This window comes from Allorhizobium paknamense (assembly GCF_030815125.1).
Classification (GTDB): domain Bacteria; phylum Pseudomonadota; class Alphaproteobacteria; order Rhizobiales; family Rhizobiaceae; genus Allorhizobium; species Allorhizobium paknamense.
On sequence record NZ_JAUSWH010000014.1, the window covers coordinates 22140 to 36796 of the forward strand.

General features: G+C 62.0%; 13 protein-coding genes. 8 read left to right on the forward strand and 5 right to left on the reverse strand.

Annotation, left to right across the window (positions count from 1 at the left end):
• Window positions 1-47: 47 nt before the first annotated feature.
• Complete coding sequence (locus tag QO005_RS18345; protein ID WP_307159606.1) at window positions 48-521, reverse strand: Lrp/AsnC family transcriptional regulator; 474 nt, start codon at window positions 519-521, stop codon at window positions 48-50.
• 147 nt (window positions 522-668) lie between these two features.
• Here QO005_RS18345 and putA point away from each other — a divergent pair, with 147 nt between their 5' ends.
• The 3 genes from putA (at window position 669) to QO005_RS18360 (ending at window position 6206) form a co-directional block, all read left to right on the forward strand.
• Entirely contained in the window at window positions 669-4373 is a 3705-nt protein-coding gene (putA, locus tag QO005_RS18350) for a trifunctional transcriptional regulator/proline dehydrogenase/L-glutamate gamma-semialdehyde dehydrogenase (protein WP_307159520.1), read from the forward strand.
• 107 nt (window positions 4374-4480) lie between these two features.
• Window positions 4481-5722 carry a TIGR03862 family flavoprotein gene (locus QO005_RS18355; protein WP_307159521.1) on the forward strand — a complete coding sequence of 414 codons (1242 nt, stop codon included), beginning with the start codon at window positions 4481-4483 and terminating at the stop codon, window positions 5720-5722.
• Between the two features lie 85 nt (window positions 5723-5807).
• Window positions 5808-6206 carry a DUF2794 domain-containing protein gene (locus QO005_RS18360; protein WP_307159522.1) on the forward strand — a complete coding sequence of 133 codons (399 nt, stop codon included), beginning with the start codon at window positions 5808-5810 and terminating at the stop codon, window positions 6204-6206.
• A 153-nt stretch (window positions 6207-6359) separates the two neighbouring features.
• Here the strand turns inward: QO005_RS18360 and QO005_RS18365 are convergent, their stop codons facing one another.
• The 4 genes from QO005_RS18365 to QO005_RS18380 form a co-directional block, all read right to left on the reverse strand.
• A complete protein-coding gene (locus QO005_RS18365) occupies window positions 6360-6881 on the reverse strand; it encodes a GNAT family N-acetyltransferase (RefSeq protein ID WP_307159523.1) in 522 nt (173 codons plus the stop codon).
• 254 nt (window positions 6882-7135) lie between these two features.
• Window positions 7136-7906 carry a Bax inhibitor-1/YccA family protein gene (locus QO005_RS18370; protein ID WP_307159524.1) on the reverse strand — a complete coding sequence of 257 codons (771 nt, stop codon included), beginning with the start codon at window positions 7904-7906 and terminating at the stop codon, window positions 7136-7138.
• 182 nt (window positions 7907-8088) lie between these two features.
• Window positions 8089-10638, reverse strand: a complete 2550-nt coding sequence (locus QO005_RS18375; protein ID WP_370878106.1) for an ABC transporter permease — start codon at window positions 10636-10638, stop codon at window positions 8089-8091.
• On the reverse strand, window positions 10635-11351 hold the full coding sequence (locus QO005_RS18380; protein ID WP_307159525.1) for an ABC transporter ATP-binding protein: 717 nt from the start codon (window positions 11349-11351) through the stop codon (window positions 10635-10637). Before QO005_RS18380 ends, QO005_RS18375 begins: the two co-directional genes overlap by 4 nt.
• Window positions 11352-11418: 67 nt before the next feature.
• Between QO005_RS18380 and QO005_RS18385 the strand changes: the two genes are divergently transcribed.
• From QO005_RS18385 to QO005_RS18405, 5 genes are all read left to right on the forward strand, one after another.
• Window positions 11419-12147, forward strand: a complete 729-nt coding sequence (locus QO005_RS18385; protein WP_370878107.1) for an arylesterase — start codon at window positions 11419-11421, stop codon at window positions 12145-12147.
• Between the two features lie 145 nt (window positions 12148-12292).
• A complete protein-coding gene (gene thpR / locus QO005_RS18390; protein WP_307159526.1) occupies window positions 12293-12874 on the forward strand; it encodes an RNA 2',3'-cyclic phosphodiesterase in 582 nt (193 codons plus the stop codon).
• A 10-nt stretch (window positions 12875-12884) separates the two neighbouring features.
• The gene (locus tag QO005_RS18395; protein ID WP_307159527.1) at window positions 12885-13187 is read left to right on the forward strand and encodes a 4a-hydroxytetrahydrobiopterin dehydratase; all 303 of its coding nucleotides are present in this window, start codon (window positions 12885-12887) and stop codon (window positions 13185-13187) included.
• Window positions 13188-13275: 88 nt separating this feature from the next.
• Window positions 13276-13668, forward strand: a complete 393-nt coding sequence (locus tag QO005_RS18400; protein ID WP_307159528.1) for a YkvA family protein — start codon at window positions 13276-13278, stop codon at window positions 13666-13668.
• Window positions 13669-14062: 394 nt separating this feature from the next.
• Window positions 14063-14572, forward strand: a complete 510-nt coding sequence (locus tag QO005_RS18405; RefSeq protein WP_307159529.1) for an invasion associated locus B family protein — start codon at window positions 14063-14065, stop codon at window positions 14570-14572.
• The last annotated feature ends 85 nt before the right edge of the window (window positions 14573-14657 follow it).

Below are 14657 nucleotides of genomic sequence, written 5' to 3' on the forward strand. Positions count from 1 at the left end.
CCGCCTGGATTTTACCGGTTTTGGAGCAAAGCGGGAGCGCAGGCGCTTCACGATCGCCCGAATTCCTTCACCGCCTGCATCACGACATAGGTCGATGTATTGGACACATGCGGCAGGCTGGAGATCTTTTCGCCCAGCACCTGACGATAGCGGCGAATATCGGTGGTGCGAACCTTCAGGAGATAGTCGAAGGACCCTGCGATCATGTGGCATTCTTCCACTTCCCGGATCTTGCGCACCGCCCTGTTGAATTCACCCAGTGCCGCTTCGCGCGTATCGGAAAGCTTCACCTCGGCAAAGGCGACGTGATCGAGCCCGAATTTCTGCGCATCCAGCACGGCCCGGAAACCGAGGATATACCCCTCTTCCATCAACCGCTTCAGACGAAGCTGACAGGGTGTTTTCGAAAGACCGACCCGCTCGGACAGCTCGGTGATCGACATGCGGCCATCCTCGGACAAAAGATCGACGATCTTGCGATCAAACTGGTCTAATTCACCAGAAACAGCCGATTTCTTCATCATATTCCCCATATATTGGATTTTAATAGGGAAAATCCTCCATAAATCGCTTTATTTCAAGATCTGCTTTTATCCGAGCCTCATGCTAGGCTGTGCGCAAGATCATATCCCTCATCATCCTCGTGTTTTGAAGGCAGGAAGTGCGCCATGAACCAGGCCGTCGTCCGCGACCAAGCGAAAGAGCGTTCCAATCCCTTTGCGCGCTTCGCGCCACCCATTCGCCCGCAAACGCCGTTGCGGCTTGCCATCACGGACGCCTATCGCCGCCGGGAGGCCGAATGTCTTGCGCCCCTGCTTGAGGCCGCCAGCGTGACTGCCGAGCAGCGCCGCGCGATTGCCGCAACCGCGCGCGGGCTGATTGTGGCGCTGCGCGCCAAGCACCGCGGCTCGGGCGTGGAGGGACTTGTGCATGAATATTCGCTCTCCTCGCAGGAGGGCGTGGCGCTGATGTGTCTGGCGGAAGCCTTGCTGCGCATTCCCGACGACGCCACGCGCGATGCCCTGATCCGCGACAAGATTGCCGAAGGTGACTGGAAGGCACATCTCGGCGGAGGCCGCTCCCTCTTCGTCAACGCTGCCACCTGGGGCCTGGTCGTGACCGGCAAGCTGACATCCACCGTCAATGACCGCAGCCTTTCGGCAGCGCTCACCCGGCTGATTGCCCGCTGCGGCGAACCGGTGATCCGCCGGGGCGTGGACATGGCCATGCGGATGATGGGCGAGCAGTTCGTGACCGGCGAAACCATCGAGGAGGCGCTGAAGCGGGCCCGCACGCTGGAAGCGCGCGGCTTCCGCTATTCCTACGACATGCTGGGCGAGGCGGCGACCACCGCCGCCGATGCCGAGCGCTATTACCGCGATTACGAGCAGGCCATCCATGCCATCGGCAAGGCCGCCGCCGGGCGCGGCGTCTATGATGGTCCCGGCATTTCCATCAAGCTGTCGGCGCTGCATCCGCGCTATGCCCGCGCCAAGGCCGAGCGGGTGATGGGCGAGCTTCTGCCGAAGGTGAAGGCGCTGGCGGTGCTGGCCAAAGGCTATGATATCGGCCTCAATATCGATGCAGAAGAGGCCGACCGGCTGGAGCTTTCGCTGGACCTGCTGGAAGAACTCTGCCTCGACCCCGGCCTTTCCCTCTGGAACGGCATGGGTTTTGTGGTGCAGGCCTATGGCAAGCGCTGCCCCTTCGTGCTGGATTTCATCATCGACCTTGCCCGCCGCGCCAAGCGCCGCATCATGGTGCGGCTGGTGAAAGGCGCCTATTGGGACGCGGAAATCAAGCGCGCCCAACTGGACGGGCTGGAGGATTTTCCGGTCTTCACCCGCAAGGTCCATACGGATGTGTCCTACATTGCCTGCGCCCGCAAACTGCTGGCCGCGCGCGATGTCATCTTCCCGCAATTCGCCACCCACAATGCCCAGACGCTGGCGACGATCCACCATCTGGCGGGTCCTGATTTCGAGACAGGCTCCTACGAATTCCAGTGCCTGCACGGCATGGGCGAGCCGCTTTACGACGAGGTGGTCGGGGCGAACAAGCTCGACCGGCCCTGCCGCATCTATGCCCCTGTCGGCACGCATGAAACGCTGCTCGCCTATCTGGTGCGGCGGCTTCTGGAAAACGGCGCCAACTCCTCCTTCGTCAATCGCATTGCCGATCCGGGTGTTTCCGTGGAGGACCTGGTGGCCGATCCGGTGGAGCTGGTCCGCGCCATGGCCAACCCCGGTGACAAGCATGACCGGATCGCCCTGCCCGCCGATCTCTTCGGAGCCTCACGCCGCAATTCCGCAGGGCTTGATCTGTCCAGCGAAACCACACTGGCCCAGCTGACCGATGCACTGATGCAGAGTGCCGCGATGGACTGGACAGCGGAGCCCGTGCTGGCCGCCGGTTATCACACAGGCACGGCGCGCGCGGTGCTCAATCCCGGGGACCATCAGGACAAGGTCGGCACGGTGGTCGAGGCCAGCGAGGCCCAGGCGGCAGAGGCCGTTGCCGCCGCCCGTGACGCCGTTGCCCGCTGGTCTGCCGTGCCGCCTGCCGAGCGAGCCGCAGCACTGGAGCGCGCCGCCGACAGCATGGAAGCCCGCCTGCCGGTGCTTCTCGGGCTGATCATGCGCGAGGCAGGCAAATCCGCACCGAATGCCATTGCCGAGGTGCGCGAGGCGGTCGACTTCCTGCGTTACTACGCCGAGCAGGCCCGCAAGACCCTGGGCGCTATCCATGGACCGCTGGGCCCGATCGTCTGCATCAGCCCCTGGAACTTTCCGCTGGCCATCTTCACCGGCCAGATTGCCGCAGCGCTGGTGGCGGGCAATCCGGTCCTGGCAAAGCCTGCGGAGGAAACGCCGCTGATTGCGGCGGAGGCCGTGCGCCTTCTGCACGAGGCGGGGATTGCCCGTGAGGTGCTGCAACTGTTGCCGGGCGATGGCCGGATCGGGGCCGCGCTTGTCGGCGCGGACGGTGTGGCGGGCGTGATGTTCACCGGCTCGACCGAGGTTGCCAAGCTGATCCAGAAACAGCTTGGCAACCGGCTTTTGCCGAACGGCAAGCCCATTCCGCTGATTGCGGAAACCGGCGGGCAGAATGCGATGATCGTCGATTCCTCGGCGCTGGCCGAACAGGTGGTGGCGGACGTGATCGCCTCTGCCTTCGACAGCGCCGGTCAACGCTGCTCGGCCCTGCGCGTGCTCTGCCTGCAGGAAGAGGTTGCAGACCGCATCCTGACCATGCTGAAAGGGGCGCTGCACGAATTGACGCTCGGCCCGACCACGCGGCTTTCCGTGGATATCGGCCCTGTCATTTCCGCCGAGGCCAAGGCCACCATCGAGGCGCATATTTCGGCGATGCGGGCAAAGGGCCGGTCTGTCGAGCAGATTGGCACTGGCGCCGGAACGGAGCATGGTACCTTCGTGCCGCCCACCATCATCGAGATCGAGGCGCTTTCGGATCTCAGCCGCGAAGTCTTCGGGCCGGTCCTGCATGTGCTGCGCTATCAGCGCCGCGACCTCGACCGGCTGATCGATGCGATCAACGCCACCGGCTATGGCCTGACGTTTGGCCTGCATACACGGCTGGACGAGACCATCGCCCATGTCACGAGCCGGGTGAAGGCCGGCAATCTCTACATCAACCGCAACATTATCGGCGCGGTGGTCGGCGTGCAGCCCTTTGGCGGACGCGGCCTTTCCGGCACCGGGCCGAAAGCGGGCGGCCCGCTTTATCTGGGCCGGCTGGTGGAAACGCCGCCGGTGCCGCCCCGGCACAGTTCGGTTCATACGGATCAGGGATTGCTGGATTTCGCGCGTTTTCTGGAAACGGAAGGCGAAGACGACGAGGCGGAGATCGCCCGCAATCTGGGCAGCATCTCGGCGCTTAATCTGGCGCAGGAACTGCCCGGACCGGTGGGAGAGCGCAATCTCTACGCCCTGCATCCACGCGGGCGCATTCTCCTCGTACCCCGCACGCTCACCGGGCTTTACCGGCAACTGGCCGCCTGCCTCGCCACCGGCAATAGCGCAATCGTGGATGTCACGGCTCTTGGCTCCAGCGTCCTCGACCGGTTGCCGCAGTCGCTGAAGCTGCGGGTGAACAGCGTCAGCCGCGATGGATGGGCGAAGGCCGTACACTTTGCCGGTGCACTCCTGGAAGCGGAAGGCGAAGAACTGATTGCCCTGAACAAGGCCATTGCCGATCTGCCGGGTCCGCTGGTACTGGTGCAGGCCGCGTCCAGCGAAGCGATCAGCCGAGATACAGACGCCTATTGCCTGAACTGGCTGGTCGAGGAAGTCTCCGTTTCGACCAACACCGCCGCCGCTGGCGGCAATGCCAGCCTGATGGCGATCGGGTAGAAAATCGGGTCTGCATGCCTTGCTGGAGCTGAAAACAAAACATTTCCAGGAAGAGTGTCATCGCGGTTTTCCGTCCGGACATATTCCAGCAAGGAAGACGGCAGGGCATGCAGCGTAAGACAATTGCGATCATTGGCGGCGGACCTGCCGGTCTGATGGCGGCGGAAACGGTGGCCGGACAGGGCCATGAAGTCACGGTATACGACGCCATGCCCACCATGGGCCGGAAGTTTCTGCTGGCGGGCAAATCCGGCCTCAACCTCACCCATTCCGAGGACTATGCGCGGTTTCGGGACCGCTACGGTGCGGCAAGCCCGGCCTTGCGGGCAGCACTCGATGATTTTACGCCGCAGCAGGTCTCAGCCTGGGCGGAGGGTCTGGGCCAGGAGGTGTTCACAGGTTCTTCAGGCCGCGTCTTTCCCAAGGTCATGAAGGCCTCTCCACTGCTCAGGCAATGGTTGAAGCGGCTGGAAGCGGAAGGGGTGCAACTCCTCACCCGGCATCGCTGGACCGGCTTTGAGGGAGCGGCTTTGCGCTTTTTAACCCCAGCCGGTGAAAGCATCGTCCAGGCGGACGCCACGCTGCTGGCGCTTGGCGGCGCAAGCTGGCCGAAGCTCGGCTCGGATGCCGCCTGGACACAGCCTTTGCAGCAGGCAGGCGTCCGCATTGCCCCCTTCCGGCCTGCCAATTGCGGCTTCGATGTTGCGTGGAGTGACCATTTCATAAGCCGCTTTGCCGGCATGCCGGTAAAGGCCGTCGCCGGAACTTCGGCTGCGGGCCGCATTCAGGGCGAATTCGTGATTTCCCGGCACGGGATAGAGGGAAGCCTTGTCTATGCCCATGCGGCAGCCCTCCGCGATGGGCTGGAACAGGGTGAAACGGCCTGGCTTCTGGACCTTGCACCGGGACGCAAGGCTGAGAAAATCGCCGCCGACCTCAACCGTCAACCCGCCAAGGCCAGCCTCTCCAACCGCCTGCGCAAGGCTGCCGGGCTGGACGGCGTGAAGCTGGCGCTGCTGCGCGAACGGGCACCTGACATGGCCAGCCTCGACGCCAGTCAATTGGCCGATCTGATCAAGGCGCTGCCTGTGCCCCTCATCCGGCCCAGGCCCATCGCGGAGGCGATCTCTTCAGCGGGCGGCGTGCTGCTCAGCGAATTGACAGACGGTTATATGCTGGCACAGCGACCGGGCCTGTTCCTCGCCGGGGAAATGCTCGATTGGGAAGCACCCACCGGCGGCTACCTGCTGACCGCCTGTTTCGCCACCGGCAGGGCTGCCGGAAAAGCAATGCTGGCCTGGCTTCAGGACACCCCCTTGTCAAAGGCCGAGAGCAACACGACATCCTGATAGTACCGTGTCCGGCCTTGTATTTTGCCGGACCTCAGGCAAACTGTCATGACTTTGTCATGGACGCAGCAGCCAAGGAGCCGTGATGACCGATCAGCCGGATTTGCCCGAAGAGGGCGTGGAACGGCCCGAAAGGCATTCTGCCTCAGTCGTTGATCTGAAAGACTACCGGCAGGCGCGCGACCCTCTGCCCGTGACCTTCCACCGCACGGAACTGGATGCGATTCTCTGGGTCTATGGCCGTATGGTGGGCGAAGGTGAGTGGCGCGATTATGCGCTGGACCACCTGAAGGACAAGGCGGTGTTCTCCGTCTTCAAGCGCTCCGGCGAAATGCCGCTCTACCGCATCGAGAAAAACCCGAAGCTCGCCGCCAAGCAGGGCGCCTACAGCGTCGTCAACACCAATGGCATGATCCTGAAGCGCGGCCATGACCTGAAGCAGGTGTTGAAGGTGTTCGACAAGGTGCTGAAGCTGATCGATTGAGCGGCGCGCCGTAAGACTTGTGATACCAAGGCTCGAAGATGCTAACGCATCCTCGCCTTGAAGAGATTTCGAATATCTCAAATGCATCAGGGGCTTGAGATATTCGAAAGGGGAATACCGAGAGTCATTTTCAATGACTCTCGGTATGAGTCACTACTCCGGCAGGCTGTCCTTGCCCTCACCCAGCGGACGTTGCATGAAAACCGTGTCCAGCCAGTGGCCGAACTTGAAGCCCGAGCCGGTAATGCCGCCGGAATGGACAAAGCCCAGCGACCTATGCAGACCGATGGAGGCCGGGCTTGCGCCACCGATTACCGCGATCATCTGCCGGTAGCCAAGCGCCGTGCACTGCTCGATCAAGGCGGTCAGCAGCAGCTTGCCAACGCCCCGGCCTCGGGCGGCTTCGCCCAGATAAATGGAATCCTCCACCAGGAAGCGATAGGCGGCGCGCGTCCGGAAGAAGGACGCATAGGCATAGCCCAGGACCTCACCCCCTTCCTCGGCAATGAGATAGGGAAATTTGCCTGCGAGAATGGCCTCCATCCGGCGGCGCATCTCCGCCTCGTCCGGCGGCTCCAGTTCATAACAGGCCGTTCCGCCAGTCACGGCCTGGGCATAAATGGCGGTAATGGCAGGGATATCGGCGAAGGAGGCGGGGCGAAGGGACAGGGTCATGACAGAACGTACGCAAATGAATTTTGCCCATCATTCACGCCGCGCGATCTGGAGCAAGACATTTCTTGCTGCATAATTCCTTAAATCGGAACGATCTAAGGAATTATGCAGCAGATATAAAGCGCTCCAGCGAACCTTTGTGCGCCATATAGGGCGCACGGCGCTGTAGGGGAAAACGGCGTTGAACTTAAAATAATCGGGAAAAGAAAAGGGCGGCCTTTCAGCCGCCCCGATCATTGCCCTGTTCCGCCCGATCAGCGACGGTCGCCCATGAAGCGCAGCAGGAACAGGAAGAGGTTGATGAAATCCAGATAGAGCGTCAGCGCACCCATGATGGCCTTTCGGCTTGCGGTGTCATAGCCGTCGCTGTCCAGATATATTTCCTTGATCTTCTGCGTGTCATAGGCGGTGAGGCCCGCGAAGATCACCACGCCCAGGATGGAGATGGCGAAGGCCATGGCGCTGGATTGCAGGAAGATATTGACCAGCGAGGCAATGATGATGCCGAACAGGCCCATGATCATGAAGGAGCCCATGGCGCTCAGGTCACGCCGCGTCGTGTAGCCATAAAGCGACAGCGCGCCGAACGAGGCCGCCGTCACGAAGAAGGTCTGCACGATGCTGGCCCCGGTATAGACCAGGAAGATCGACGACAGCGACAGACCCACCAGACCGGCATAGACCAGGAAGGTGGTGCGGGCGGCAGAAACGCTCATCGAGGCAATGCGGAAGCTCAGGAAGAACACCAGGGCCACGGGAGCCAGCATGACAACCCATTTCAGCGGGCTGCCATAAAGGGCGGCACCCAGACCGGTCAGCATCACGCCGTTGCCGAACTGTCCGACCGCCATGGAGGGATCGGTGGTGGTCGCCAGCATGGAGATCGCCCAGGCCGCGACACCGGTGATCGCCAATCCCAGCGCCATCAGGTTATAGACCTTGACCATGTAGGCGCGAAGCCCCTGGTCGATCATCTCGGCGGAGCTGGCGCCGCGCTGAGCCTGATAGTTGCGAAAGTCAGACATCGTTTCCTCTCACGGGCGCGTGCCAAATGCTTGGTGCGCCTCAACAAACAGCTCCGAAAACACCGGCGTCACAGCCGCCGTCGCATGCGGAGCCTTGCATGCGTGAAAACAATATGGGTCGGGTAAGGCCTTGAAGCAAGAGGATTTCCGTTAAACTGCGGTAATGAAGGGCGCGGACGCGCCTACAATTCCCTCAGCACCGGCGCCGCCTTCTGCCCCAGCACCCGCCAGGTGCCGGCAAGGCCGATGCCGATGGTTGTGACCAGCGCCAGCGCCAGCGTGGCCAGCGCCACCATCGGCAGGAAGGTTACGGGCAGCTTCATCACCTGGCTCACCACATACCAGGCCGCCACGCTGCCCGCCAGAAGCGCGAAGATGGCCGTGGCAAGCCCCAGCAGCAGATATTCATAGGTGAAGGCGCGGATCAGCATGGCCCGCGTCGCACCCAGGGTCTTCAGAACGACGGCATCATGGGTGCGGGCGCGGTTTCCGGCGGCCAGCGCCCCGGCCAGCACCAGAACAGACGAGATCAGCGCAATGGCAGCCGCCGCACGAATGGCGACAGCCAGTTGTCCGACCAGTTCGTTGACCGTATCCAGCGCATCCTTGACCCTGACCGACGTGATGGTGGGGAAGGTTTGCGTAACACTGCGCAGGATGCGTGCCTCATCCTCCGCCTTGGCCTGCGGTTCCATCAGCGTGGCGATCCAGGCATGCGGCGCGCCCGCAAAAGTATTGGGCGAGAACACCATGACGAAGTTGATCGACAGCGACTGCCAATCCAGCTTGCGGAAATTGGCGATGGTGGCGGTGATGTTGCGGCCCAGCACATTAACCGTCACCTTGTCGCCAAGCTTCAGGCCAAGCTCCTTGCCCTCCTGCTCGGAAAAGGACACGAGCGGCTCGCCCTTGTAATCGGCGGGCCACCATTGTCCCTGCGTCACCGTGGAATTGCGCGGCACCTCGGTGGCATAGGTGATGCCGCGATCGCCGCGCAGCACCCACCGGCCTTCCGGCGGCACGTTCATTTTCGTCACATCCTGACCGTTGAAGGCGATGATCCGTCCTCTCAGCATCGGCACTTCGGTCAGCGTGCCGCCCGGCGCTTCCCGGCCGATCAAGGCGCGGAAATCCTCAAGCTGGCTGCGCTGGATATCGACGAAGAAGAAATTCGGCGCCTTCTCGGACAAAGTGCCCGTCAAACTGCGGCGCAGATTGCCATCGATCAGCGACAGCGTCACCAGCAGCGCCAATCCAAGCCCGAGGGAGAGAATGACGGACGGCGTCAGCGCGCCGGGGCGATGAATATTGCCCACCGCCAGCCGCAGCGCGGGCGAGGAAACGCGCGGGCTGCGCCGGGCAAGGGCCGCAACCCCATAGGCCACCAGCCGCAACACCACAAAACTGCCAGCCATGGCGACAAGGAAAATCAACGCCAGCCGCCGGTCATAGGCGGTGGCCACCGCCAGCGCCGCCAGGGCGGCAATGGCCAGAGCCGCCGTGCCGACATAGGGCCAGGAGGGCAGCTTGCGCATCTCGAACCCCTGATCGCGGAACAGCGCAGTGGCTGGAACCTCCCGGGAATGACCAAGCGGCATGGCGGCGAAGGCCAGCGTCGTCATGAGACCGAACAGGGTCGCCAGCAGCAGGGAGCGGGGGTAAAGTGCAAAATCGGCAGTGATCGGCAGATATTGCGCCAGATAATAACCGGCAATCCACGGCGCCACCATGCCCAGCATCAGCCCGAGCGCAATGCCGATACCGCTGACCAGCAGGATCTGGAAGAGATAGACCAGCACCACCACGCTTGCCGGCGCGCCCAGGCATTTCAGCGTCGCGATGACGGTGCGTTTGGAATCGAGAAAGGCGCGCACCGCATTGGCAACGCCAACACCGCCGACGATCAGCGCCGTCAGGCCGACCAGCGTCAGAAACTGGGAGAAGCGTCGGATATTCTCCGTGAGATTGGGGGCGGCGCGCTCGGCGGTACGGATCGACCATCCGGCATCGGGAAAATCCCGCTTGGCCTGGTCTTCGATGGCGGCAAGCGGCGGGGCATCGGCTTTCAGCCGGATCTTGTAGACATGTTCCACCAGACTTCCGGTGTCGATCAGGCCCGAAGCCGCAAGCGCCTGCTCGCTGACCATGATGCGCGGCGCAAAGCCGAACCCTTCCGAAACAGCATCCGGCTCGCTCTCGATCCGCCCGGTGACCACCAGCGTGGCGTTGCCGATCAACAGCCGGTCGCCGGGCTTCAGGGAAAGCCGGTCGAGCAGCAGCGGGGCCGCCACCATGCCGTAAGCATCGCCCTGCCGGGCGAGAAGATCGGCAACCGGCCTGTCCGGCTCGGCCTTGAACGTGCCGTAGAGAGGGTAAAGCCCATCCACGGCCTTGATCTCCACCAGCGATTGATCGCTGCCATCCGGCAGGCGCGCCATGGAGCGCAGGCCGGTGGAGGTGGCCACCGTGCCGAGACTGTCCAGAAAGGCCCTTTCCCTGTCACTGGCGGCACGGTTGTTCAGTTCGAACCTGAGATCGCCACCAAGCAGCGTCGTACCCTGGCTGGCAATGGACCGCGTCATGGCGCTGGACACGGAATTGACGGCGGCAATGGCCCCCGTTCCGATGGCGATGCAGGCGAGGAAAATGTAGAAACCCTTCAACCCGCCCCGCATTTCCCGAAGCGCCAGACGGAAGGCAAGAGCGAAGCGGGACAACAGAGCGCCCCTCATACCTGGACAGCCTTTTCCAGACGGGCTTCCGGCTCTTTCATCTCCGGCTCGATCCTGCCGGAGCGCACCCGCACCTGCCTGGAGCAGCGGGCGGCAAGGGCCGGATCATGGGTCACCAGCACCAGCGTCATTTGCCGTTCCTGCTGCTTTGAAAACAGGAGATCGGCGATCTGCCGCCCCGTCGCGCCGTCGAGATTGCCGGTCGGCTCATCGGCGATCAGCACGGCGGGGGATGGCGCAAGCGCGCGCGCTATCGCCACACGCTGCTGCTCGCCGCCGGACAATTGCCCGGGATAGTGATGCAGGCGTTCGCCAAGCCCGACCGCCTCCAGCTCGCGCCGGGCGATGGCAAAGGCATCGGCGACATTGGCCAGTTCCAGCGGCACGGCAACGTTTTCCAGCGCCGTCATGTTGGCGATGAGGTGAAAGCTCTGGAAGACGATACCGATATTCTTGCCGCGGAAATCCGCCAGCGCATCCTCCTTCAGGCCATGGAGAGCCTGACCGTTGACATGGATTTCACCGCTGTCCAGCCGCTCCAGCCCGGCCAGCACCATCAGAAGCGTCGATTTGCCCGAGCCGGACGGCCCCACAATCCCGACGGATTCACCCGCCATGATATCCAGATCGATCTTTTTCAGCACATGGACGGAGGCTGCGGCACTGCCAAGCGTCAGATCTGCATTGCGAAGCTGGATAATGGTTTTTCCCACGGATTTACGTCCTATATAGGCTTTGATAGGTGCAGAGAGGCAGTGTCGCCAATTTAGGAAAGCAGACATGGGTTTTAAAGTTGCAGGGCTTCACTTCGCCGTCATTCTGCTTGCGGGCCTGACATTTCCCCTGCTGGCGGGCGCACAGGAACAGTCGGAAGACGCCGCCCCCCAGGATATGCCGGTGATGCAGGATGATGCGGGGGCCGAGGCGCCGGTGGCCGAGCGGCAGATCCAGCTTGTCGGGCTGGGCGACAGCCTGATGGCGGGCTATCAGTTGCAGGGTTCCGAAAGCCTGCCGAGCCAGCTGGAAAAAGTGCTGCATGACCGGGGGCTGAATGTGGCGATCAGCAATGCCGGGGTTTCGGGCGATACCAGCGAAGGCGGGCTTTCCCGGGTGGACTGGTCGGTGCCGGACGGCACGGATGGCGTGATCCTGGAACTGGGCGCCAATGACGCCCTGCGCGGCATTGCCCCGGAAGAGACGGAAAAGAACCTGGCGGCCATCATCGAGAGGCTGAAGGCGCGCAAGATCGGCGTGCTGCTGGTCGGCATGATCGCTCCACCAAACATGGGCAGCGAATACGGCAAGCGCTTCAACCCGATCTATGCCCGGCTTTCGGAAAAATACAATCTGCCGCTTTATCCCTTCATCCTGGAGGGCGTGGCCACCGATGCCAGCCTGAAACTCGGCGACGGCATGCATCCCAATGCCAAGGGGGTCGGCATTATTTCAGGCAAAATGGCCCCCGTGGTCGAGAGTTTTGCGAAAGCTCTAGAGGATAACAAAAGTTAACATCTTGCTTACCAAGTGGAGGCATGATTCGCTGGAGAACAGTTTTCGCCCGGCAAGCGGGCGGAGACGGAAATGATCGGGAATACAAAGCCATGGAACGGCTTTTGATTCGCAGGCCGTTCCGACAGTTCGGGGAGAGCTCGCCATGCCGAGATTGTTTACTGCCCTCGAAATTCCGCGCAGCGCGGCCTTGAGCCTGTCCCTGCTGCGCGGCGGTCTCCCAGGAGCCCGCTGGATCGACGTGGAAAATTACCACATCACCCTGCGCTTCATCGGCGATGTCGATGGCCGCACCGCCGACGAGATCGTCGACCGGCTGGACCGGATCGACAGGCCGGAATTTGAGCTCAGCCTCAACAGCATCGGCTCCTTCGGGTCAAAAAAGCCCCATTCTCTGTGGGCTGGCGTGCAGCCGAGCGCCGAAATGACCGCGCTTCAGGGAGAAATCGAACGGATCTGCCAGCGCATCGGCCTTCCCCCGGACCCCAGGAAATTCACCCCGCATGTGACGCTGGCCCGGTTGAAATCGGCCCGTCTCGATGATGTGATCCATTACCTGTCAGGGCGCGGCAATTTCCACACCGCGCCCTTTCTCGTTTCCCGCTTCGTGCTGATGTCCTCGAAGGAATCGGTGGGCGGCGGCCCCTATCTGACGGAAGAGGTGTTTCCGCTCTACGAAGCGCAGACGGAATTCGGCTGGTCCGACAGCCTGCAGCATCCGGCGTGAGGAGAGGCCGATGCGGGATCAGAAACTGGCCGCCGAGAATGTCCGCGAGCGGATGGGCACACTGACCGAGTGGGAATTGTCGGATGATGGCTTGAGCATTCGCCGCGACTTTGCGTTCCGGGATTTCGCGGAGGCTTTCGGCTTCATGGCCGAATGCGCGGTGGTGGCGGAAAAGCTCAACCATCACCCGGAATGGTTCAATGTCTATCGGAGGGTGGAGGTTTGCCTCACCACCCATGATTCGGGCGGCCTGACGGCAAGGGATTTCGATCTGGGGCTGGCCATGGACCGGATCGCCGCCCGCCGGGTTTGACAGAACCGAGCGGGCTTCCCATATCAGCGAGACCGGAAGGAAAGGCGCTTTCGCCTTTCTTTCCGAGATCTGAACAGGAAGGCTTGCCATGGATGATGTCAAGATTGGTGAAATCCTGCTGCCGGGCGATGAGAAGACCCAGGAGCAGCAGGAAGCCCGGGTGAAATCCCGCTTCTGGCCGACAATGCGCAAGGCCATCCGCCAGATTCCCTTCAGCCGCGACGTGATCGCCGCCTTCTTCTGCGCCACCGACCGGCAGACGCCGCTCAGGGTACGGGGCATTCTCTTGGCGGCCCTTGGCTATTTCGTGCTGCCTTTCGATGCCATCCCCGACATGCTGGCCGTGGTGGGCTTTACCGACGACATTGCGGTGCTGACCACGGCGCTGGCGCTGATCAACGGCCATATCCGGGAACATCATTACGAAGCCGCCGATGCCGTGCTTGCCGATGAAGAGCAGCAGGCGGCCACAAAGAGCTGATCCCGGCCCGGCGTCCAAACTCTTGCCCCATTCCTTGTGTTGGTGACGAAAGCCGGGTTTCAGCCGGTGCATTCAGCTTGTCCTATTCACGTTTCCGTTCCTGAACGTCGAGATTGCGCCGGTTTGCGACAAAAAACCCGCGATTTCGCAAGGAAATGCCGCAGGCCCGCAAGTTTCATCGATTCGGGCGGCTGGTAATCCTGCTGCGTTCAGGGTTTGGTAACCAAAATTAAGTCAAATTGAATGCAATTGATGCGTATTGGCGCGAGCGCGAATCGCCAGCCAATGCGGAAAGGAATGGCAGCAAAGTGCTGAACAAGCTTTGCACGATGCTGGAACCGGTCCACCGTGAGGGGCCGGTGGTGGTGTTGGATCAAGAAAGCGGCAGGAAAAAATGTTTGTAAAAAGAATCGCAACCGCATGCGCAATGATGCTGGCCATGGCCGGCGTGGCAATGGCGCAGTCGCCCAGCCCGACCCGCATCGAGCAGTTCAAGGCTTGGGGCGCCTATTCCTACAAATCTGGCGCCAACACGGTCTGCTACGTGCTCTCCGTCCCGACCAGCAAGGAACCCGCCTCCGTCAACCACGGCGATGTGTTCTTCATCGTATCGCAGCGCCCCGGCCAGAACATCTCCTACGAGCCGCAGGTCATGGTGGGCTATCCGCTGAAGGCCGGCTCCAAGGTAACGGTGAAGATCGATGCCAAGAGCTTCTCGATGTTCGTCAAGGACAGCGCCGCCTGGGTGGAAAATGCCGCCGAGGAGCCGGCCCTGGTTCAGGCCATGAAGACCGGCAAGAGCATGTCGGTCCAGGCCGTCTCCGGCCGTGGCACCCAGACCAATTACGCCTATTCGCTGCAAGGCATTTCGGATGCGCTGAAACGCATCGAAAAGTGCAAATAAGCAGAGTTTTGGAAAAGAAAGGGCCGGGTCACCGGCCCTTTTGCTGTCAGCCTGCCTATTTCGGCGGTTTATGGGTCGCCAGTGC

Bases quoted from the DNA above. Each gene is read 5' to 3' on its own strand.
- QO005_RS18345 (WP_307159606.1), bottom strand. From the start codon at position 521: ATGAAGAAATCGGCTGTTTCTGGTGAATTAGACCAGTTTGATCGCAAG.
- putA (WP_307159520.1), top strand. From the start codon at position 669: ATGAACCAGGCCGTCGTCCGCGACCAAGCGAAAGAGCGTTCCAATCCC.
- QO005_RS18355 (WP_307159521.1), top strand. From the start codon at position 4,481: ATGCAGCGTAAGACAATTGCGATCATTGGCGGCGGACCTGCCGGTCTG.
- QO005_RS18360 (WP_307159522.1), top strand. From the start codon at position 5,808: ATGACCGATCAGCCGGATTTGCCCGAAGAGGGCGTGGAACGGCCCGAA.
- QO005_RS18365 (WP_307159523.1), bottom strand. From the start codon at position 6,881: ATGACCCTGTCCCTTCGCCCCGCCTCCTTCGCCGATATCCCTGCCATT.
- QO005_RS18370 (WP_307159524.1), bottom strand. From the start codon at position 7,906: ATGTCTGACTTTCGCAACTATCAGGCTCAGCGCGGCGCCAGCTCCGCC.
- QO005_RS18375 (WP_370878106.1), bottom strand. From the start codon at position 10,638: ATGAGGGGCGCTCTGTTGTCCCGCTTCGCTCTTGCCTTCCGTCTGGCG.
- QO005_RS18385 (WP_370878107.1), top strand. From the start codon at position 11,419: ATGGGTTTTAAAGTTGCAGGGCTTCACTTCGCCGTCATTCTGCTTGCG.
- thpR (WP_307159526.1), top strand. From the start codon at position 12,293: ATGCCGAGATTGTTTACTGCCCTCGAAATTCCGCGCAGCGCGGCCTTG.
- QO005_RS18395 (WP_307159527.1), top strand. From the start codon at position 12,885: ATGCGGGATCAGAAACTGGCCGCCGAGAATGTCCGCGAGCGGATGGGC.
- QO005_RS18400 (WP_307159528.1), top strand. From the start codon at position 13,276: ATGGATGATGTCAAGATTGGTGAAATCCTGCTGCCGGGCGATGAGAAG.
- QO005_RS18405 (WP_307159529.1), top strand. From the start codon at position 14,063: ATGTTTGTAAAAAGAATCGCAACCGCATGCGCAATGATGCTGGCCATG.